General features: G+C 34.9%; 18 protein-coding genes. 7 read left to right on the top strand and 11 right to left on the bottom strand.

Annotated features, from left to right (window positions below):
• Positions 1-62: 62 nt before the first annotated feature.
• From CSC80_RS14740 to CSC80_RS14720, 5 genes are read right to left on the bottom strand one after another with little or no spacing between them, the layout of a single operon-like run.
• Entirely contained in the window at positions 63-4,952 is a 4,890-nt protein-coding gene (locus tag CSC80_RS14740; RefSeq protein WP_099192826.1) for a DNA repair ATPase, read from the bottom strand.
• Positions 4,953-5,011: 59 nt separating this feature from the next.
• Positions 5,012-7,078, bottom strand: a complete 2,067-nt coding sequence (locus CSC80_RS14735) for an SPFH domain-containing protein (RefSeq protein WP_099192824.1) — start codon at positions 7,076-7,078, stop codon at positions 5,012-5,014.
• A 14-nt stretch (positions 7,079-7,092) separates the two neighbouring features.
• Positions 7,093-7,797, bottom strand: coding sequence for an OB-fold-containig protein (locus CSC80_RS14730; protein ID WP_074673844.1), 705 nt, complete (start codon positions 7,795-7,797; stop codon positions 7,093-7,095).
• A 4-nt stretch (positions 7,798-7,801) separates the two neighbouring features.
• Complete coding sequence (locus CSC80_RS14725) at positions 7,802-8,515, bottom strand: PspA/IM30 family protein (RefSeq protein ID WP_074674794.1); 714 nt, start codon at positions 8,513-8,515, stop codon at positions 7,802-7,804.
• A gap of 12 nt (positions 8,516-8,527) precedes the next feature.
• Positions 8,528-8,923 (bottom strand): molecular chaperone Tir, encoded by a 396-nt coding sequence (locus CSC80_RS14720; RefSeq protein ID WP_058102732.1) that lies wholly within the window; start codon positions 8,921-8,923, stop codon positions 8,528-8,530.
• A gap of 244 nt (positions 8,924-9,167) precedes the next feature.
• On the opposite strand from CSC80_RS14720, the gene CSC80_RS14715 reads away from it, so the two are divergent.
• The gene (locus CSC80_RS14715; RefSeq protein ID WP_099192822.1) at positions 9,168-9,923 is read left to right on the top strand and encodes a helix-turn-helix transcriptional regulator; all 756 of its coding nucleotides are present in this window, start codon (positions 9,168-9,170) and stop codon (positions 9,921-9,923) included.
• Between the two features lie 57 nt (positions 9,924-9,980).
• Here the strand turns inward: CSC80_RS14715 and CSC80_RS14710 are convergent, their stop codons facing one another.
• Entirely contained in the window at positions 9,981-10,172 is a 192-nt protein-coding gene (locus CSC80_RS14710; RefSeq protein WP_027067037.1) for a cold-shock protein, read from the bottom strand.
• A 284-nt stretch (positions 10,173-10,456) separates the two neighbouring features.
• Here CSC80_RS14710 and CSC80_RS14705 point away from each other — a divergent pair, with 284 nt between their 5' ends.
• Positions 10,457-11,299 (top strand): hypothetical protein, encoded by an 843-nt coding sequence (locus tag CSC80_RS14705; RefSeq protein ID WP_099192819.1) that lies wholly within the window; start codon positions 10,457-10,459, stop codon positions 11,297-11,299.
• A 4-nt stretch (positions 11,300-11,303) separates the two neighbouring features.
• On the opposite strand, the gene CSC80_RS14700 is transcribed toward CSC80_RS14705, so the two are convergent.
• From CSC80_RS14700 to CSC80_RS14685, 4 genes are all read right to left on the bottom strand, one after another.
• Complete coding sequence (locus tag CSC80_RS14700) at positions 11,304-12,143, bottom strand: aminotransferase class IV (protein ID WP_099192813.1); 840 nt, start codon at positions 12,141-12,143, stop codon at positions 11,304-11,306.
• Between the two features lie 3 nt (positions 12,144-12,146).
• Positions 12,147-13,046 (bottom strand): sugar phosphate isomerase/epimerase, encoded by a 900-nt coding sequence (locus tag CSC80_RS14695; RefSeq protein ID WP_201796643.1) that lies wholly within the window; start codon positions 13,044-13,046, stop codon positions 12,147-12,149.
• A 125-nt stretch (positions 13,047-13,171) separates the two neighbouring features.
• Positions 13,172-14,359: a PQQ-dependent sugar dehydrogenase gene (locus CSC80_RS14690; RefSeq protein WP_099192811.1), complete on the bottom strand. Its 1,188-nt coding sequence runs from the start codon at positions 14,357-14,359 to the stop codon at positions 13,172-13,174.
• A 243-nt stretch (positions 14,360-14,602) separates the two neighbouring features.
• Positions 14,603-15,232, bottom strand: coding sequence for an SDR family oxidoreductase (locus tag CSC80_RS14685; protein WP_099193371.1), 630 nt, complete (start codon positions 15,230-15,232; stop codon positions 14,603-14,605).
• 192 nt (positions 15,233-15,424) lie between these two features.
• Between CSC80_RS14685 and CSC80_RS14680 the strand changes: the two genes are divergently transcribed.
• Positions 15,425-15,712 (top strand): hypothetical protein, encoded by a 288-nt coding sequence (locus CSC80_RS14680; RefSeq protein WP_058102727.1) that lies wholly within the window; start codon positions 15,425-15,427, stop codon positions 15,710-15,712.
• 54 nt (positions 15,713-15,766) lie between these two features.
• On the opposite strand, the gene CSC80_RS14675 is transcribed toward CSC80_RS14680, so the two are convergent.
• On the bottom strand, positions 15,767-16,876 hold the full coding sequence (locus tag CSC80_RS14675) for an alkene reductase (RefSeq protein WP_099192807.1): 1,110 nt from the start codon (positions 16,874-16,876) through the stop codon (positions 15,767-15,769).
• 211 nt (positions 16,877-17,087) lie between these two features.
• On the opposite strand from CSC80_RS14675, the gene CSC80_RS14670 reads away from it, so the two are divergent.
• From CSC80_RS14670 to CSC80_RS14655, 4 genes are all read left to right on the top strand, one after another.
• Complete coding sequence (locus tag CSC80_RS14670) at positions 17,088-19,340, top strand: TonB-dependent receptor plug domain-containing protein (RefSeq protein WP_236973407.1); 2,253 nt, start codon at positions 17,088-17,090, stop codon at positions 19,338-19,340.
• 80 nt (positions 19,341-19,420) lie between these two features.
• Positions 19,421-20,263 carry a helix-turn-helix domain-containing protein gene (locus CSC80_RS14665; RefSeq protein ID WP_099192803.1) on the top strand — a complete coding sequence of 281 codons (843 nt, stop codon included), beginning with the start codon at positions 19,421-19,423 and terminating at the stop codon, positions 20,261-20,263.
• A gap of 378 nt (positions 20,264-20,641) precedes the next feature.
• On the top strand, positions 20,642-21,175 hold the full coding sequence (locus CSC80_RS14660; RefSeq protein WP_099192800.1) for a carboxymuconolactone decarboxylase family protein: 534 nt from the start codon (positions 20,642-20,644) through the stop codon (positions 21,173-21,175).
• A 62-nt stretch (positions 21,176-21,237) separates the two neighbouring features.
• Positions 21,238-21,624 carry a hypothetical protein gene (locus CSC80_RS14655; protein WP_058102720.1) on the top strand — a complete coding sequence of 129 codons (387 nt, stop codon included), beginning with the start codon at positions 21,238-21,240 and terminating at the stop codon, positions 21,622-21,624.
• Positions 21,625-21,629 lie beyond the last annotated feature (5 nt).

Below are 21,629 nucleotides of genomic sequence, written 5' to 3'. Positions count from 1 at the left end.
TATTTTTATGTGAACACCTATAAGATCTTGAAATAACGAAAAATAGAAGTGTTTTAATTCAACTAATCTTTTTTAAGTCCGTTTTGCAACACCGATTTAATACCGGCAAGATTTTCTGAAAACTCCATCATTTGCGATAAAACCTGTGCCATTTCATTGGCATTGCCAAAACCTTTGATCTTATTATTCTTTACAAACTGCTCTTTTATGGCAGACCATCTTTCATTTTCATCTGTAGAAAGTTGTCCGATTAATTCGTTGTACTTTAACAAATTAGCTTCTGCCGACCCGGTAAGTGTCTGTGCTTCGTTTTCATAATGAGATCGTAATAAGGTGTTTAACTCTTTATCGTTCATTATTGGAACAATTTGGGCCACAAGTTTGTTCATATCCCTATACGAACCTTGTAATTTAAAAGCAGGCTCGGTTCGGTATTCATCTTGCATAGCCGCGCTTTTAATATAGGTGGCATTTACTTTTAAGAGCACATCTCTAACCTTAAGAACCTTTTCCAATACTTTTTTATATTCCTCAACCTCTTGACTGGAATGGTTTCCTAATAACTGACCTTCTTCCGTTTTAGATTCTATTTGGTTGACCAAGGTATAGACATCTTCAAACTCCTTGCTTGCCAATTGTTGTAAAATGGGGTTTGCAGTGAGCGAGTTTTCAATTAAGCTCAATCTGAACAGATGTTCAGTTTCTCCAATAATATCACCAAGGTTATAGATATCTGCACGGTTAGCCAACATATCTGGAATCTTAAATTTCTCTCCACTTTCCGTATAAGGGTTACCCGCCATAATCACACAGAACTTTTTGCCCCTTAAATCATAGGTTTTAGGTTCATTGTCATAAACCCCTTCTATTTTACGGGTACCATCTGATAAAGAAATAAATTTCTGAAGAAATTCTGGGTTACAGTGTTGAATGTCATCTAAATATAACATAACATTGTTTCCCATTTCAAAAGCCAAGTTCAGCTTTTTTAGTTCTTCCCTTGCCGCACTATTATTTGCGGATGCGGGGTCTACATTGGTGACTTCATGACCAATTGCCGGACCGTTAATTTTTACGAATATTAAGCCCAATCTGTTGGCTATATATTCCATTAACGTGGTTTTTCCGTAACCAGGTGGAGATATTAAAAGCAACATTCCCATTCTATCGGTACGTTTATTGGCTCCAACCGTACCTAGTTGTTTTGCTAGGTTATTACCGAAAATGGGGAAATACACTTGGTCGATCAACTTATTACGCACAAAAGAAGTAAGCACCCTAGGTTTAAACTCTTCTAGTTTTAAATCATTTTTAAGTTGCTCCGTTATATCTAGTTTGGTCTTTTTAAATTTTTGAAATGCAGGAACCTCACTAGTTACGAACAATCTCATTCTAGAAATAAAATCATGGTAATTAAAGATATACGTACCATTGTTTATGGTGGTATGAGAGCCTCTTAATTCTTTAATGGTTTCGTTAGGTGAAACGGATTTAATTTTTGAGGCAGATTCATCTCTGAACAATAAAGCCCCAACAATTTCATGCGTATATCTTTTAAGGTCTATTCCTTGGCTTTCTTTTACTTTGGTTTTTAAAAATGCGGCCACCCATTGTTTAGCTAAACGAACTTTGTCCTCTAAACTAACCGTATCTTCAATGCTCTTTTTAAATTTTAAATCTGCCTGTTGTGATTTTAGGAATTTTATAAAGTCTTCTTTCAATTGTATTGCCACACTGCTGTAAACAAACTCAGAATCAGATTTAAGTTCTTCAAATATATAGGAAGCAATATCTTCACTCAGCAATGAGTCATATAGGGCGGTATTTTCTCCAAATTGAGCTACCAGACCCTGTATTTTTTCAACGACAGAAGCATATTCGTTAGATGTTGGAAAGTACTGTAGAACCTCACCTGCTGTTTTTAGACTTTTATCCAACTCATTTTTCACCTCTTCATTTAAACTATTCCAGAAAAATTGAGCATATCCTCTTATTTCTGGTCGGTAAGTAAGCAAACCTAATTCATGATGTTTGTGAACCAATAACTTTAATAATCTTGATGCATCTACATCATGAACACCTTTTACATAACCTTCAGAATAGTCATTTCGACTCTGTTCTTGAACAACCTTCAATAATTCTTCATCATTTAGCGATAGTAATTCATCTTCGCTAAAATTGGAAAATAATTTATAGGCTAAGTAGGCACCTCTATAGATTTCATCAGTTTCAGATACGTACTCTTGGTTCCATAAATGCCTGTTATTTACAAACTCCTCATTATCCAATTGTTTGTAGAAATCGGTCCCCGTTAAATGATAATTTAGTTCATTGTCATGAAAAACAATGGTTAAATCCAATTGTTGCTTGTTAACACCAAATTTGTGCTTTCCTAACCTAATGACACTGTCGCCATCTTCATAAAGGTCAAGTTTATCCTTTAACTTTCTAAGTGCATCTTCTCGGGCAGTTTTAAGTTGGGTCTCTATCTCTTCAGCTTTGCCACTATCATCTAACTCTTGCAGTTGGGTAATGATGTCGCGAAGCTTATTGATCATTAGGTCCGATGCAAAATACCCATTGATTTCAACCGCGGTATTAAAACTTTGTGCCTTCTTTTGTACTCCTTTTAAAATACGTTTAGAAGCATTGGTCAATGCGCTTGACTTCTTATTTCGTTTTTCAATTAAGGAATTTTTTCGGGCATCAAAAGCGGCGTACACCTCTTCTCTTTTTTCAATGATGATTTCAATAAATTCCTCAAAATCCGTGAATTTGCCCTCAAGCTCCTCGAGTTGAATAGATGTTTTGGTTTGATATTCATCGCACTTCTCAGGAGTGGTTGCCATGTCAATATAATTGATGATACTTTGATCAATCAACTTTAATTGAGCGGCAAATTCTGCCTTTGCTTCAGATATGCCCAAAGAATTTCTTTTGTTCTTTAAAGCCGCCTTTAACTCATTTATCGTGGAAAAAATCAACGATATATCATCTATTATTTTAGTGGAATGTGCAGTATCCTCTATCTCTAAATTTGAAACAATATCAATCAACATTTCAAGATCGGTACTGATTTCATTGATTTCCTCTTCCTTTTTCTTGGCTTCTATTACCTTTTCAACGGTATCTATGAAACTCTTTTTTTCTTCTAAAGCTTTATGGTAAGGTTGTAAGGCATTCGGATTCAATAAAAACTGTACGCAGCGCTCAGATATTTTTTTAGTTTGAGCTTCAATTTCCTCTTCTAATGATTTAAGAAATTCCAGGTCAATATATCTAACCTCTTTTAGCGAAATGACCTCACCCCTAGTGGATCGTAAACGTGTTAAAAGTGCTACGAATTCATCAATACTTTTAAAAGATGTGCTTTTAATTTTATTGAATAGTTCCGATGAGTTTTTTTGAATTTCCTTAGATTGATTTTGAGCATTTTTACGAAGCTGTACAACCTTCTCAAATTCATCTATAGCGGCATTGGACGCTTTATTGATTTCCTCTATAGGAACATTAAGCTGATGCGTTTCCGGTTCTGGCAACCAGTAATATGCATCTATTATATCTTTTGAAAACTTGGCGATATCACTGTAAAGACCCGCATAGTTGTCATTTTTGTTCAACAAGGTAATTAAGCTGTTTACTTCAGCCATTGCCCGCACAATGTCCTTATTGCCAATTTTGTACAACAAAGTATCTTCATGTTGCGATGGCATATAATCACCTTTCAAATAAGGAGTTTGCCATATTTGTACCACGTGATGCTTTGTTTGCTCCTGCTCTGTCTTAAAATAGCATAGTTCACCATTTTCTAAAATGGTAAATCCGTTACAAATTATTGGTGTTTTAATAACTTGACTAATGATGTTGAAGGACATAAGATTATAAAGTCCTTCATTAGCTGCATAAAACACGTATAGAAAATCCTCACCGTTAGGTGATACAATGCGTTGTTGAAATTTTACATTTGGTATTGCATTGTCAAAAATGTGATATTCTCCGGTTTGTAAATAATACCCGGTTGGGAAAATGATTCCTTGATCATCGGGAAGAAGAATACAGGCATCTTTTACAGATTCAATTTTCTGTACTTCTTTCATTTTATCGTTAAAAACAAAATAACGAGGCGACTCTTGAAATGGTTTTATTTCTAGAACCAACAAGTTTCCTAAATCTCCAAAACGATACTGACCATCATCTAAAGTCTGGTCTACATACTCAACAGGTTCATCAAAAATACCTTTGCCTTCTTCGGTATTATCTTCAATTTTTATGGTTAGGTCACCACCAATGGTTTCAACAAATACACGATCTTTAATGGAAACATGTGAGTGCACACCATAGCGGTGCATGTCTCTACTTGCCTCTTGCCACTTAAATTCTTGCTGAACAGGAAATTTATATTCATGTTCACTTCTGTTGTCAACATATTTTAAGGTGTTGTTGACCAATAACCATTTAAAGGTTTTTATATCTGTAGGGCTATCGCTTAAACGAAAGACCATATGTAGATAATTACCAATGATGGCAAAATTGGAGAAAATAGTATTTCTGTAATACTTATACAGATTGGTGAAATCTGTTTTAAAAGTATCATCCTCTAAAAGACCAAGGTCTATTGCCTTAAAGCTATTATCCTCAAAGTGATAACAACTAAAAACATCTTTAATGTTGATGTCCGTCCTTAGTCCAAAATGAACATTATAACCAAACAGACACGTATTGCCAAAAGAAACAATATCCCGTGCAATACAGTTGTTCTCCGTATTGATGCGGTCATTAGCAATAAGCTTGGTCTCTAAGGAACCAAAAACTGTTTTTCTGTCATTGTTAAGGTCAACTAACTTGTTCTGTAACAGCTCTTTTTGCTTCTGTAATCTATTTTTGATAACATCATATGTGCCACCGTCCAATACATGCTCTTCCGTAGTGTCTGTTTGGGTATGCTCTGCCATAAAAATTCTTAGGCTTTTAAATTACATTATTAATTTAGTTGAAGTAATAAGCTTTGGTGTTAACGCAATTTCTTATCACTCATTCCTAAACCTTTGGCAAGGTTGAATAAATTGCTGAACAAGGTTTGTTCATCATTATCGCTGGATTTGGATTTTAGGTCCATCAATAAATTTGCAATGGTTAAATTCTTAAGATCATCTGAAGAAATGCCATATTTATCAGCGAATTCTTTCACCTTTTCCAATAGGTTGCCCTTTACGTCATCACTACCTAAAATAGCATCTTTTACATCTTGTATATTGGTACTATTAGCTACGAGCCTGTCATAACCTTTACCTTTAGTAATTTGCCCGATAATCTGGTCAAAGAACATTGTTTCACCACCAACAATATCAATTTTGGCAGCTTTCAATGCATCTCCAATAACTTGTGCTTGAGCATCGGCAATATCTTTCTGGATATTAATTTGAGCCAGGTCAATTTGTAGTTCTTTGTCTAAACGCAGCTTGAACTCTTCATGCTCTTTACCAACACCATCTAATTTCTTCATGGCATTCGCTTTTTCTTCTATACCAGCAGCATCTGCTAACGCTTTCTCTTTAATTACATCTGCTTCCGCTAAACCATCTTTGCGTTTTGCTTCCGCTTTAGCTTCAATACCTGCAGCCTCTGCTTTTGCTTTTTTCTCAATGATAAGCGCCTGAACAACACCTTCACGCTCATAGGCATCTGCTTTGGCATGCATTACTTGTGCTTCAGACATACCAACGGTAGCTTCCTCTTTAGCTTGTGCTTCAGCCAAAATCTTACGTGCTTCTGCTTCTTTCTCACTAGCTTCTTTATGTGCTAGGGCTTCAATATTGATTTCCTCCGCTTTTTGCTTAGCTGCTTCTTTTTGAGCCTCGGCCGCTTTGATCGTTTTGATCAAATCTTCTTGTGCATTAGCTTCAGCAATGGTGATCTTAACTTGTTTTTCACGATCTGCAGTCTTGAAAGCTTCAATGTCTTTCATGTTCTCCTGCTCTTCCACTACTCCTTTTTCTAGGGTAACACGATCACGAATAACATCTTGAATATTCTTTTTCTCAACTTCTACTACTTTCTCTTTCTCTATTTGAGCCAGGGTAACAACTCGCTCTCTTTCCGTAGCCTCTAATAAACGGTCTTTTTCAACTCTTTCGGTTTCAACAGCATCTGTACGTTGTTTATTTTTCAACGCTACAATAATTTGTCGCTCCATATTCTCTTCGGCAACCTTTACCTTTTCTTGTGTTGCAATACGTGCGGTTTCAGACTTTAAACGCTCTTCTTCGGCTACTTTTAAAGTTTCTGCTTCTTCGCGAGACTTTATGTTAGAGATTTCTCTTTTTTGTTGCTCCTCTTTTTCCGCTAATTGCTTGTCCAGCTCAAGAATAGCCTCACGAGCTTCAACATCTTGTTTACGGATAATTTTCTCCTCATCGCGCTTAATAAGATTCGCTTTAATGTTTTGTGCAGCGGTTAGATCGGTAATTTTTTTGATACCTTCAGCATCTAAAATATTATCGGCCTTTAAATGGGCAACAGCAGTTTGTTCCAAGTAATCAATGGCACAATCCTCTAAAGTATAGCCGTTTAGATCAATACCAATAATATCTACAATTTCATCTCTAAACTCCCTACGGGCTTCATACAGTTGAATAAAATCGAATTTTTTACCCACGGTCTTTAAAGCTTCCGAGAATTTGGCTTCAAAAAGTTCTTCAAGCGTCTCTTGTCTAGAAGCTCTTTGTACACCTATAGTCTGTGCTACCTTTTTAATAAGGTCAACCTCGTTGTTTACCCTAACAAAGAACGCCACTTTAATATCTGCACGCATATTATCCTTACAGATAAGACCTTCTGTAGCCAGTCTTTCTATTTGAATTTTCTTTACCGAGATATCCATTACTTCTACACGGTGAAAAAAAGGAACCACATAAAGACCTTTATCGGTGGCTACCTTTGTACCACCAAAACCAGTTCTTACCAAGGCTTGACCTTGATGAACCTTTTTGTAGAACATGGCAATAATTGCAAAATAAACGATGATAAGGAAAAGAAGAACTCCTAGACCTATACCAATAATTGAAAAGATGGATTCCATAAATGATTTAAGATTTATTGATTATAAGATTGAACTAAAAAGTGTGTGTGATCCGCAGATCTTTTAATAATAAGTACAGAACTGCCATAGGGCAAAGGTTTACGGTCTAACGATTTTACGTAAATAGAATGACTGTTGCCATCTGCTTTTACTTCTGCATTACCCAGTTTATCTTCACTAATACTGGATAACATAATTGCTTGTCTCCCCAAAAAATCTACAGGGGCGTCACCATCCTTATTCAATTGCTTAAAAAATCCTTTAAACGGTGTGGTAAGAATTTTATTGATAAACAAAGCAGGAATAAGAACCGCAATCATTATGATAAAACCAATGTAGTTTTCATAAGTACCTGTAAGTGTTGTAAGTATGGTAGTAGCAAACCACCAAACGAAAATCCAGAAGGTAAAGGTGAACATGAACGGTAAACCAACAAAGTTGAAATAAATGAGAAAAATTTGCCACTTTTTTAAGGGTTTGCGCTTCTTACCTATTACATCGTCTTTATTGACCTCTGCATTTGAAATGTCCTCAAAATCTAGATTTCCGCCTTCAATACCGGCATCAAAATCTATATCTGCATCTACCTCTATATCTACATCAAGGTCATAATCAAGACCACCGATCATGGTAATGATCCAGTAGACAATTAGAAGTATCAACAGTACGGTCAGCGTAATGTTTACTTCAGAAAATAATATGTCGGTTAGTTGATTCAAATTCTTATTTTTTGGTTTTTGTGAACCCTAATTGTTCTTTTAATTTTTGAAGTTCGTCATCTGCAGCGGCTTCAGTGGTATCTGCAGCTTTATCTAGTTCTTCATCAATAGATTTACTAGCATTGGCAATATCACCATACGCTTCGGCCAAGGCCTCTTCTTGCGCTATTTTTTCTTTCATACGCTCAAGCATAGAAACCGTACCACTACTGTCTAGCTCTGCCATTTGCTTATTTAAATTTTTGGTAGCATTACTCACTTTAACACGCGCTTTTAACGTTTTAAGTTCGTTTTCCCAATTATTTATATTCGCCTTTAGCGCTTCAACGTTGCCTTGCATTTGACTTACATTAGCCTCAAACTTTTCAGTTTCTACCTTGGTAGCTTCTAATTGTTTCTCATTGTTCTCTTTCTGCATTAGAGCTTCTTTTGCCAGTCTGTCCGCTTCGGCAGCGTCCAATTCTTTGCTGTTGGCCTTCTTTAGAATGATAATAGCTTTATCTTGATATTCCTTGGCTTTGTTCTTATAAACGTCTTGATCGTTCTTAGAACGTATAGCAAGTGCTTTTACTTGTGCAAGAGCCTCTAAACTTTTTTCTAAGTCTAATTTCATGTCCCTAATGCCTTGCTCCGTCATCTTAATGGGATCTTCCATTTTGTCAATAGCCGAATTGGTTTCAGCCTCTCCTATTTTAAATAGTCTTTTAAATATATTCATGATTTTATTGTTTTAATATTTAGAAAATTCAATGATTTTGTCCGAGTATTCACTCATAAGTAAGCTTAATGAATTAAGACTGGCCTCAAACTCGTTCAAATCCATATTCTCAATTTGTAAGGTGTCCCTGAATATGACGCGGTTTGCAGTTTCATCTAAAACAAAAGCGCCGTGAATGATATCTCTATTCTTCTGAAGTAAGCTTTTAAAGATTTTTTCAGATTGATTGTGAACGGAGAATATAAACTGTTCCATAATCAAAATTGGAGGCGATACTCCCAAAATCAAATTTTTTATTCCAGAATCTTCTTTCTCAACAACCATAATTCCGTCTGCCCTATTCTCCTTTACAATATTAAAATTCAATTCAAGCAGGTAATCTCTGGTTATATTAAAGTGGTTTTTCATTTGTGTTGGTTTTTGTAAGTGGATTCTTAAATTCAATAATACAAAATAATATTGGTGCGTAATCCTAAATTGATAATAGGAGCGCTAAAATGTAAATAACTACGACGAACATGATATTGAGTTTTTAAAATTGGTTAAACAAAAATTAATAGCTCAAAATAATAGCAATTCAAATATTTATTGCTAATTTTGTTAGACAAATATAAATAAATATTTATCATTTGCAAATATAATTAGCAAAAAAATGTCGTATTTCGGTAAAAATATTAGGAAAATCAGAAGTTTAAAAAGTCTTAGTCAGCAAGCATTTGCAGAGCTATTCGACTTAAAACGAGGTACTTTGGGTGCTTATGAAGAAGGGAGAAGTGAGCCAAAACTAGAAACATTGATAAAAATTGCTAATTATTTTAGCATTCCTATAGATGACTTGCTAACAACCGAATTAACGGTAAATAATTTATTAAAGTTCAAAGGTAATTTAACTGTTGAGCAAGACCTTGGTGAGCAAGAATTCTTTATTAAAGTACCTTGTATTACAGCTGTGAATCAGACCGATTATATAAAGTATTTCAGCAAGGATTCTTACATACAAGACCTCCCTTTTTTATCATTACCTATAAATCCAGATAAAAAATTTAGGGCATACACCGTTCAAAATTTAGAAATGAGCAGAAATGAACTAGGAATGTTCCCTAAGGATATTGCTATTGGGGAATGTGTGCCGCCAACGGTATATTCAAAACTTAATAATGGCACCTTGGTTTTTACGGTAACGGAAAAGGAAATCATTTTAAGGAGATTGTTTATTACCAATGATAGTTTTGTGTTACGGGCGGATCATAAAAATGTGGATGACGTAGTACTCCAATTAAAGGAGATTAAGGAAATGTGGCGTGTACGATACGTTTTCTATCATAGACTGCCAGAGACCAATTTTAACATAGAAGAAAAGTTATTTCAATTAGAGAAAGATTTTGATAGACTCAAAAATGAGCGATAATAAAAAAAGCCCTCTAATAGTAGAGGGCTTTTTCTTAAACTTGAATGTATATATGTCTTAGATAACTTTAACGTTCACTGCGTTTAAACCTTTGTTACCTTCTTTAAGTTCAAATTCAACTTCATCGCCTTCGCGAATTTCGTCGATCAACCCAGAAATGTGTACAAAGTGATCTTTCTCAACTCCTTCTTCAGTGATAAAACCGAAACCTTTTGTGTCGTTGAAAAATTTTACTGTTCCTTTACTCATTGTAATGTAATTTAATTTATAATACTTATTAGTGAACAAAGATGACGCCAATAGTTGACAATGAGCGGTTATTGATCACTTATATTCTTTTTTTGTGAATACTTTATGAGTTTTGTGCTCAAAATGAATCATTTACTCTCTGTAAAACTAAATTGAGCATCTTTATTGATTATGTCTGATGTTGTTTATTTCATGATTTATGAGAAAATCATCAATTATGCTATTATAAATATTGATACATTAGTAGAAACAACAAAAAAAATCAACTAATAGCATTCAACAACATGAAAAACACATTTGACTTTAAGAAAGCCATATCAGGTATTACTTGCATTTTACTATTTAGCTTTTGTTTGACAGCCCAAAAACCAAATTATGATATCTCTAAAGATTTATTATTGGTACAGTTAGATTGCAAGACGGATATTGATGATTTACATACAGCTGCGGGATTGGCTACTCTTTTAAATCACCCGGATTATAAGCATTTAAATTACTATGCTGTTGCTGGTTCTTATGGTATTCAAGAAGGACTTTACGTTCCGCCAAACGAATTAATGAAAATGGCATTTAAAAATGATTGGACAGATGCTGATAAAGAATGGGAAGCATCTGTAGCCAGAGTTGCAAAATTAGTGGTAAAGACTATTAAAAATGGTGGCGATGTTTGGGTAGCCGAAGCAGGTCAGTCAGATTTCACGGCAGATTGGGTAAAGCAAATATCAAATCAAAATCCGTCAATTAAAATAAAAGAACATATTCATGTGGTACAGCATAGTGATTGGAACGAATCTGTAACAGAACCTACAAAGCTTAAATACACACAAACGGTTACGGATTATCACAAAATTGCTGATGGCAATGCTGTTGGCAATGGTACACCTGGTTTAAAATCTGATGGTAAGGTAGTTTGGGAGACTAAAATCAATGATGAAAAGTTGACTGACATTTGGAATGCGGCAATACGACTTGGCAATCAGTATAATGGAAAAGATGGTAGATATTTAAATGAAAGCGTAGATGAAGGTGGTCTTGATTTTTCGGATTTAAGCGAGGTATGTTATATACTTGGTCTAATGGAAATAAAGGATACCGATCAGTTCTTCGATTATTTTCAAGTAAAATAATTAACTACTTAAGTTTTAAAAAGGCCTCTTGCAGTTTTTTTGTAATGGGGCCTTTTTCATTTTCTGAGTATAGTAATTTATCATCAATCTGTTGAATTGAGACTATTTGGGTACTGGTTCCTGTTAAGAAGGCTTCATCAATATGTTCAATTTCTTCAACTGAAATAGCTTCTTCTTTTAAAGGTATGCCTAGCGAATTACAAAGTTCAATGACCACTATCCTTGTAATTCCGTTAAGAATATGTTCATTTGCCTTATGTGTATAAACCGCGCCTTCTTTAACAAAGAATACATTGCTATGCGAAGCTTCTGTATAAACTCCGTTTCTATGTAAAATAGTTTCGTAGCATTCATGCTGCATAGCTTCTTCATTAAGCATAACGTTGCCTAAAAGTGAGGTCATTTTAATATCACAGCGAGACCATCTAAAATCTTTTCTGGTTATTACCTTGGCATTAATTTCATTGATAACAGGTAATACTTTTGGTATGGCATACATCATTACAGTAGGTTGACATTGTTGCGGAAAAGAGTGTTGCCTTGGAGCTACTCCCCTAGTAATCTGTATATACAACATACAGTCAATAGCTGTCAGCTGAGCAGCATGTAATAATTTGGGTATTTCTTTCTTAAGAAAGGCTGCATTAAAATCTATGTTGATTGCTTGTAAACCGTATTGTAGCCGTTCTAAATGTTCTTTCTCGTAGAAGAAAGAGCCATTGATCTGTACCATAACTTCGTACAATCCGTCACCAAAAATAAATCCGCGGTCGAATACAGATATTTTTGCTTCCTCTGCATCTACAATATTTCCGTTTAAATAAACCTTGTTTGGATATGCCATTGATTAAAGGTAGCGTTGCAGATGTTTTTTAAAATATATGGCACTGTCTGTAATACTTTGCATTGAATTTTTTGCAAAATTACCACCTTGCTCAATATAATAGTATTGTAAATCTTTCTGTTCTATGGATGATAATATATTCTTGTAATCAATAGAACCGTTACCCATTTCAGAATAGTCGCGCGTTACTTTGTCCATATCCTTAATATGCCACATGACATATCTACCTTGATTTTCTTTGATCAATTCATGAATACTTTTATTTGATGAATGTTCTACCCAATACATATCCATTTGTAATTTTACCAAATTTGGGTCTGTACCGGATAGGATAATATCATAGCCCTGTTCACCATTATGGTCCGTAAATTCAAAATCGTGGTTATGATAGGCAAATTGTAAACCTGCATTGGATACTTGTTCTCCTATGATGTTTAACTTATCTGTCAGTACTTTAAAATTCTCGATAGTTCTATATTCCGGGGCAAGCCAAGGCCAGGTAATGTATTTGCTGTTTAAATTTTTAGAACCAATAATGCACTGGTCCACATATTTTTTTAAAACATCAATAGGCTCATTAAAGCGACTGGAAAAATCATAATGGCCACTAGAAATAGTAAAATCCAAACTATCTAGCTGTTTTTTAAACTCTTTTGAATTTATGCCATAATACGTGTCATTATCACCGTTGTACCCATAAATTTCTCCATCTTCATAACCTAAGGACCTAGCATATTTTATGCTTCCTAAAGGATCTTTGGCCATGGCATCTCTAATAGTGAATAATTGTAGTCCCATTTTATACTTGTAATGTACCGGAAGAACGGATAACGGAAGTATGGAGCTAACGGATAGAACCCCTGTTTGCTTTAAAAATGTTCTACGCGAACTTAAACTATTCATGGTATGATGTTTTATTGGTATGGACCTATAATATAAATATAATACATAGGTAGCGAAATAAGGTATGTGTAAAATTAAAAAGCAGCCGAAAACGACTGCTTTTTATATAAAAACCTATATAGTATTTAGTTGTTGGCCAATGCGGTCTCATTATATGAAACACGATAAATAGCATCTCCATAATCATCTGAAATCAACATTGAACCATCTTTTAATAGTAATAAGTCTACCGGTCTGCCTGTTGCTTTTTGTTCAGCTTCATCTAACCAACCATCTATAAACGGCTCACTGTTTACTGCTTCGCCATCTTCAATATCGACCATCATGATTCTATATCCAACTTTTTTGCTTCTGTTCCAAGAACCATGTTCTGCAATAAATGCTTTTCCTTTGTAGTCAGCTGGAAACATATTGCCAGTGTAAAACTTGATTCCTAATGGAGCCACATGTGCATCTAGTTGTAAGGCGGGATCAACAAAATCTGAACAAGGGTGTAAATCTCCGAATTCAGGATCTTTAACAATGCCCCCGTGGCAAAAAGGGTATCCAAAATGTTGCCCGGCTTCGGTAACGGTATTTAATTCGCATGGCGGTATATCATCACCTAGCATATCACGTCCGTTATCTGTAAACCACATTTGTTTTGTATCGGGGTGCCAAGTAAAACCAACTGAATTCCTTACTCCTCTGGCATAAATTTCACGATTGCTTCCATCAGGGTCCATTCTGGTTATTGTCGCAAAACGCTCATCTTCTTCGGTACGATTACAAATATTACAAGGAGCACCAACTGGCACATATAATTTGTCATCTGGACCAAAAGCAATATACTTCCATCCGTGATGAAATTCCGTTGGGTAGTCATCATAGATCAACTCTTTTTCAAGCGTATTTCCTAGTTGATTTTCTATATTGGGATATTTCCACAAACTACCTACCTGTGCTACATATAAGTCTCCATTTCTCATGGCTATTCCATTTGGTACTTCCATGGTATCTAAAACCATAATATTGTCAGCTTTAAAATCACCGTTGGTATCTTGTATGGCGTAGACGGTATTTTCTGTTCTAGTACCAACAAACAAAGTGCCATTATCACCCATAGCCATTGATCTTGCACCATCTACTCCCCTGGCATAAACTTCAATTTGAAACCCTTCTGGCAAATTAAGTTCTAACAAGGCTAGATCTGTACTGTCAAGTTCCACATCATTATTGGTAGTGGTGGTGTTTTCTTTTTTATTTTCTTTACAAGACTGTATGGAAAGCAATATAGCTAGTACTGCTATACTTTTTAAAAACGTTTTTTTCATGTTCAGAATATTTGGTTTTTATACGAAGATACGTAACCTCTTCAAGTTATATAATGTTTGCATGGTTGTATAAAGGTTATTAAGAGTAAAACTCCTCAGGGCAAGCCCATGAGGTACTTAAAGGAATCAAACTTTTAAATTCGAGGCAAGCTTAAGGGTATTATATCCTTTGGCAGTGCCAATAAAAAAGCCAACCTTAAAAAGAATTAAGATTGACTTTTTACAACCACCTACTTATTTTTTTTATGAATTGGCATCCATTGCTTTAGAAATTAGCGTATCGCCCTCTATAATTTCAAAAGTTCTGTTAATGGCCGCATCGTCATGTAATGATCTTACTAGAGTTTGCGCAACATCATCTCTTGTTACCGATCCTTTTTTGTTCAATTTATCTTGCAATTCAATTTTACCTGTACCAGCATCATTGGTTAATGAACCTGGTCTTACTATGGTATGCATTATATTGGCAGATTTTAGATATTCATCAGCATTGTGTTTCGCTTTTAAATAATCCTTTAGATTTTCGGCTTGTTCAGGATTATCTGCTCCCATAGAACTTAGCATTACAAATTTCTTAATGTTCGCGTTTTTTGAGGCGTCAATTAAATTTTTAGCACCTTCCTGGTCAACTTCAACTACTTTTTTTCCTCCTGAACCTGCAGCAAAAATGACTTTGTCCATATCTTTTACGGTGTGTGATACATCTTTTTCCAAATCACCCAAAACCGTTTTAATATTCTCTTTCTCAAATTGCTCCTGCTGTTCTTTTTTCCTGACCATTGCAATAGGTTCAAAATATTGAGAGTTTTTTAAAAGTGTAACTATTTTCTTTCCAGTAGTACCGTTAGCACCGGCAACTAATACATTTTCCATTTCAATTTGTTTTCTTGCAAGGTGATTAAAATGCCCTATTTGTATTAATTCGTTAACCAAAAATATTGATGCAATACCCACAGTCTATATTAAAATACCTGTTAAATAATAAAGCAAGGATAAAAGGCATTTGTGTTAATAAATAGTGGATGTAAGTAGTAGCTTACCATTTCAATTATTAAAATGTTATATATGAAAACTGAAGATAAAAAGTCAACCTATAATTCTGATGTTACCACGGATGATTTACAGGCTCTGGGAGAAAAAACTAAAAACACAAGAACGGATAATGGCGATGATAGTCAGCTCACGGATAGAGACCGAAAAGTCGATTTTGCTGGTAAGGATTTAGATGTGCCAGGGAGGAAACTGCCGCAAAGCAAATCTGAAAATTCTTTAAAAGATGAAGAGAACCAATTGTACAGCCAGGGAGGTGCGGAAAATGAAGATTTAGAACAAAATACGGACCATATAGTTTAAAAAAGAAAAGCAGCCGTTTAGGCTGCTTTTTTTGTTATGGGGCTAATTTGTTTTCTAAACAGTGATGTTACTTTCCTTGTATGTTGGGTAATCAAGATATCCTTCTTTACCCGGTGTGTAAAATGTATCTTCATTCCATTCGGATAGTTCATAATTATTCTTGAATCGCTCTACCAAATCTGGGTTAGATATAAATAGTTTGCCAAAGGCAACCAAATCGGCATTGCCGTCCTCAATTATTTTATTGCCAGATTCTCTGTCAAAATTAGAGTTTATCATTAATGTACCGGTATACAATGGTCTAAAATGCGCGGCAATATGCTGTACTGCATAGGGTATGTTAGAAACATCTGTAAAGGGCTCGGACAAATGAATGTAGGCTAGATCATAATCATTTAACCTTTTTATGATGTATTCAAAAGTTGGTATGGTTTCCTCGTCCATTGTAATACCAAACAAGCCATCTAAAGAAGGATTAAATCTTGCTCCTATTTTTTGTTGGGGCACCACTTCTTTTATGGCATCCAAAACTTCAAAAAAGAACCGAGTTCTATTTTCAATGTTTCCTCCATATTCGTCTGTTCTATGATTAGATGTACCGTTAAAAAATTGATGAAACAAGTATCCGTTAGATGAATGTATTTCTACACCATCAAAACCTGCATCTATTGCATTTTTTGCGGCATTTTTAAAGTCACTGACCGTTTGTTTTATTTCATCAATGCTCATTGCTTTAGGGGTTACGGTATCTTTAAAACCATTAGGGGTGTAGCTTTTTGCATTGGGGTTAATTGCAGAAGGTGCTAAAGGTAAATCGCCATCATGAAAATCTGGGTGAGACATACGCCCAACATGCCATAACTGAATAAAAATCTTTCCTCCATTATCATGAACTTCTTTAGTGACTTTGCTCCACGCCTCTACCTGCTCTTGAGAGTAGATGCCAGGCGTATTCACATAGCCAACCGCCTGTTTAGAAACTTGTGAGCCTTCTGTAATGATCAATCCGGCAGATGCCCTTTGTTTATAATACGGCACATGTAAATCTTCTGTTGGTTTATTTTCTTCATTTGTGGCCCTGCTTCTGGTCATAGGGGCCATAACAATTCTATTATCTAATGCTATATTCTTATTGTACGGTATTAACAATGCTTGTTTTTTCATAAAACTAATTTCTAATAGTGTTTAAATCCTCCTCAAAGTTTTGTTTTATTCATAGAATAAGTTAACTCTTATCGTGAAAAAAATGTCATAAAGCGTAATTAGGTTGCAGAACTTTATATAACCATTATTTTTGCCTTTCTATAAATAATTAAAACCTTCCTTGTTTTTTGTCGTAAGTATCGTTGAAAACAATCTTTCTAAAAACAACTTTATGAATTCTAGCAGTAAAAGGGCTTTAAAACTGTTGAGCCTAATTATGATATTTGGTGTAACATCCAGTGCGACAGCACAAAACCTAAAGGGAAAAGTAACGGATAAAGAAGGTCTTGCATTAGAAAATGTTGGTATTTTTAATCAGACGACCGGGCAACATAGCCATACCAATTTATCAGGATCTTTCTCACTTCTTTCAACAACAGTGAACGATTCGGTTTACTTTTCTAACCTAGGATATAAAACTTATGTATTGGTCATACAGCCCCAACATGTTAATGAAGGAGTGCAAATTGCTTTAGAGGAGTCTAGCATAAATTTGGATCAGGTGGTAGTAGTATCAAAAGTTGATGCTATGAGCAGAATAGTGAACATTGATGTACAGAACGATCCGGTTAAATCTTCACAAGAGATTTTACGTAAAGTTCCTGGATTATTAATAGGACAGCATGCAGGTGGTGGTAAGGCCGAGCAAATATTTTTAAGAGGATTTGACATAGATCATGGAACGGATGTAGCCATTAGTGTTGATGGTATGCCGGTAAACATGGTTTCGCATGCGCATGGGCAAGGTTATGCCGATCTACACTTTGTTATTCCTGAAACCATTAATAATATAAATTTTGGAAAAGGTTTGTATTATGCGGATAAAGGAAATTTTAATACTGCCGGATATGTTGATTTAAGCCTTAAGAAAAGTATAGATCAAAGTATGGTTTCTTATGAATCCGGACAGTTCAATACCAATAGATTTGTTGGACTTTTTAAAGTTTTGGAAAGTAGTAAAAGCAATGCTTATTTAGCTTCTGAAGTCTATCTTACGGACGGACCTTTTGATTCTCCTCAAAACTTTAATAGAATTAATATTTTAGGACGCTATAATTATAAAGATATAGGAAATGAAGAATTGACTTTGACCGCTTCGCATTTTCAAAGTAAATGGGATGCTTCTGGTCAAATACCTGAAAGAGCGGTAGATCAAAAACTAATAGGTAGATTTGGTGCAATTGATGATACTGAAGGTGGGCAAACCAGTAGAACCAACTTAATGTTGAACCATGTTAAATTCTTGGGTGAAGACCAATTTTTGAAAACAAGGGCTTTTGTAAGTAAATATGATTTTGAGTTGTTTTCGAATTTTACATTCTTTTTGGATGATCCGGTCAACGGAGATCAAATTCGTCAGTTTGAAGATAGAACCATTATGGGTGCCGAAACTATTTTTGAACAGATTAACATTGCTGTGGGTAAAGATGATACTTTTAAGTATTCTGCAGGTGGTGGGTTTAGGTATGACAATGTAGATGATGTAACGCTGTCACATACATTAAACAGAAAAACCACCCTTGAGCAGTTTGCTTTTGGCGATGTAGATGAAACCAATTTTTACGGATTTGTTGACGGGGAATATAAAACAGGTAATTGGACTTTTAATCCTTCTGTACGCTTAGATTATTTCAACTTCGATTATGAAAACAAACTAAGCGAGCTTTATGATAATAAAAGTGAAAGTAAGGCAAAAGTGAGTCCAAAACTAAATACATTGTATACCGTAAATAGAAATTGGCAAGTTTTTTTGAAAACGGGTCTTGGATTTCATTCTAATGATACTCGAGTAGTCACTGCAAATGAAGGTAGGGATATATTGCCAACCGCTTACGGTGCAGATTTAGGTACTATTATTAAACCTACGGATAAACTTGTGCTGAACGCTACCTTATGGGGGCTTTTATTAGATCAGGAATTTGTTTATGTAGGTGACGCTGGTATTGTTGAGCCAAGCGGCAAGACTCGTAGGTTAGGACTTGAGCTTGGTGGTCGTTATCAAGTATTGAATTGGTTGTATCTATATAGTGACGTCAACTACACCTATGCAAGAAGTACAGAAGAAACGAGTGGTGAAGACTATATTCCCCTAGCACCCGATTTCACGGCAGTAGGCGGACTATCAATTACCGATTTAGGCAATTTTTCTGGGAATTTGAATTATAGATATTTGGGCGATAGGGCTGCGAACGAAGACAATAGTATTGTTGCAGAAGGCTATTTTGTAACAGACTTAAACCTGAACTACAGTATTAAAAACTGGACGGTTGGTGTAATCGTAGAAAACTTATTTGATACTGAGTGGAACGAGACCCAATTTGCTACAGAAAGCAGATTGTTCAATGAAACTGCATCTGTAGAGGAAATTCATTTTACTCCTGGTACTCCGTTTTACCTAAGAGGAAAGGTTTCTGTGAGGTTTTAAAGAAGTGCTATTTCTATATTTTTGAAAAGGTTGATGCATTACCAGTGTAATGTATCAACCTTTTTTAAGACCAAGACTTCATGCAAGAAGTGTTTAAGGATTTTAGTACTGGCGGATTACTAAAAATTGGTAACGAAGTTTTGTTGGAGAATTACGTAAAACCAAAACAAGCCGGACTCTATATTTTTATTAGAACTACAAGTAATAAAGCCACTATTGAGGTAGATGGCATACCATATATCATTTCAGAACATAGTCTGCTTGCCTTGACACCAATTCAATTTATTCATTTTGTTGAGGGTAAAGATTTAATTGTTTATCAGTTCAATAGAGAGTTTTATTGCATTAAAGACCATGACCAAGAAGTAAGTTGTGCTGGGTTGTTATTTTTTAGCAATGCACATTTTCCATTAATAGATTTAGGAGAAAATGAACAACGAAAGTTTAATACCCTTCATGAGGTTTTTGTGGATGAATTAAATACGGAAGATACGATACAAGCCGAAATGCTACGCATGCTTATGGCTCGTTTTATGATAATGAGCACAAGGCTACTTAAGGCAAAAGAAGGATTTGGAAGTGCTGCCAATGATGTAAAGCTAGATTTGCTAAGGTCATTTAATTTGTTGGTAGAAGCCCATTTTAAAGAGCAGCATTCAGTCTCTTTTTACGCGGATAAGTTATTTAAATCCCCTAAGACCCTTTCAAATACTTTTGCAAAATTCAATACTACTCCTTTACAAATAATACATGAACGTATAGTTCTTGAGGCTAAAAGACTACTTATTTATACCGATAAAACAGCAAAGGAAATTGCTTATGAAATTGGTTTTGAAGATGCATCTCATCTAAGTAGGCTATTTAAAAAATTGACAAGCCTCTCTCCTTCTCAATTTAAGAAACAACTGGCAAAAGCCGTTTAGGGAAAAATTGACAACTACTAGGGTGAAATAGCCCGTTTTAAGTTTCACTTAAAGATGTTCTTTGTACTGTAGAATTAAAACAGTAAAGACATGAACTTAAAACACAAATCAATTTTTAATTTAATAGAAATATTTACATCTAAAAGGATAGATGCGTCTAATGCAATCAATGTGAAAGAGCATTATAAGCACAATCATTTATCGGACTATTATTGTGATTCTGATAATTCCTCAAAACTGGGCCGAGTATTCAATTCATTGCTTTGAGGGAAAAATTGACATGTCAATGGGAATTTCAAGCATGACCATAACTACTTCACCAATTTACCTTTGTACAAGATTAATAACATAATAAATTCAATTTAAAAAAATAATAATATGAGCACATTTAATGTACCAACAAGAGAAGAAGTAAGCGAGAAAAATCAAGGTATTTTCGATAATTTGGAAAAAGCATTGGGCTTTGTTCCTAATTTATATGCCACATATGCCAATAGTGATACCGCATTAGAAAACTACTTGAATTTTGCAAATGCCAAAACTTCATTATCAGCTAAGGAGAAAGAAGTTGTCAATTTAGCGGTAAGCCAAGTTAACAATTGTATTTACTGTTTATCGGCACATACAGCCATTGGTAAAATGAACGGTTTTACAGATGAACAAATTTTAGAGCTTAGAGCAGGAAAAGCCTCTTTTGACACTAAATTAAATGCACTTGCAAAATTAGCGAAGAATATTACTGAAAATAGAGGCCGCACTGACGAGGACGTATTGAACGAATATTTTGCGGCAGGTTATACAAAAGCCAATTTAATAGATACAATATCATTGGTTGGTGATAAAACAATTTCCAACTACATACACAGTACTACACAGGTTCCGGTTGATTTTCCTGTAGCACCATCTTTATAAACAATTATAAATAATAATTATTAATCATTAAAGCGGGGAAACCCACACTAAATTTTAAAAACATGAAAAGAGTATTATCAATTTTAGTTATCGTATTGGCATTTTCATTTAACGCAAATGCACAAGACAAAATGATGAAACAGCCAGTTAAGAAAATTGCCTTAGAGCAAACAACAGGGGAGTTCACCCAAAAATCTATCACTGTTAGCGAAGGCACTTATATTTTTGACGTTGCCAACAATAATGTGGGTAAAGATGTAGGTTTGGTTTTAGTAAAAAAAGGAAAAGATGCTTCAAAACCAGAGAACCACATTCAAACTGCATACGTAACTGCTGCGGTTAAGAACAACACGGTTGGTCATTCTAAAGAAACTAAATTAGAAAAAGGTGAATACGTATATTTCTGCCCATTAAATCCAACGCCACAATATAGTCTTATCGTAGAATAAGGTTA

This window comes from Maribacter sp. 6B07 (assembly GCF_002700155.1).
GTDB classification, from domain to species: Bacteria; Bacteroidota; Bacteroidia; order Flavobacteriales; family Flavobacteriaceae; genus Maribacter; species Maribacter dokdonensis.
This window is presented reverse-complemented; position numbering and strand designations above follow the sequence as displayed.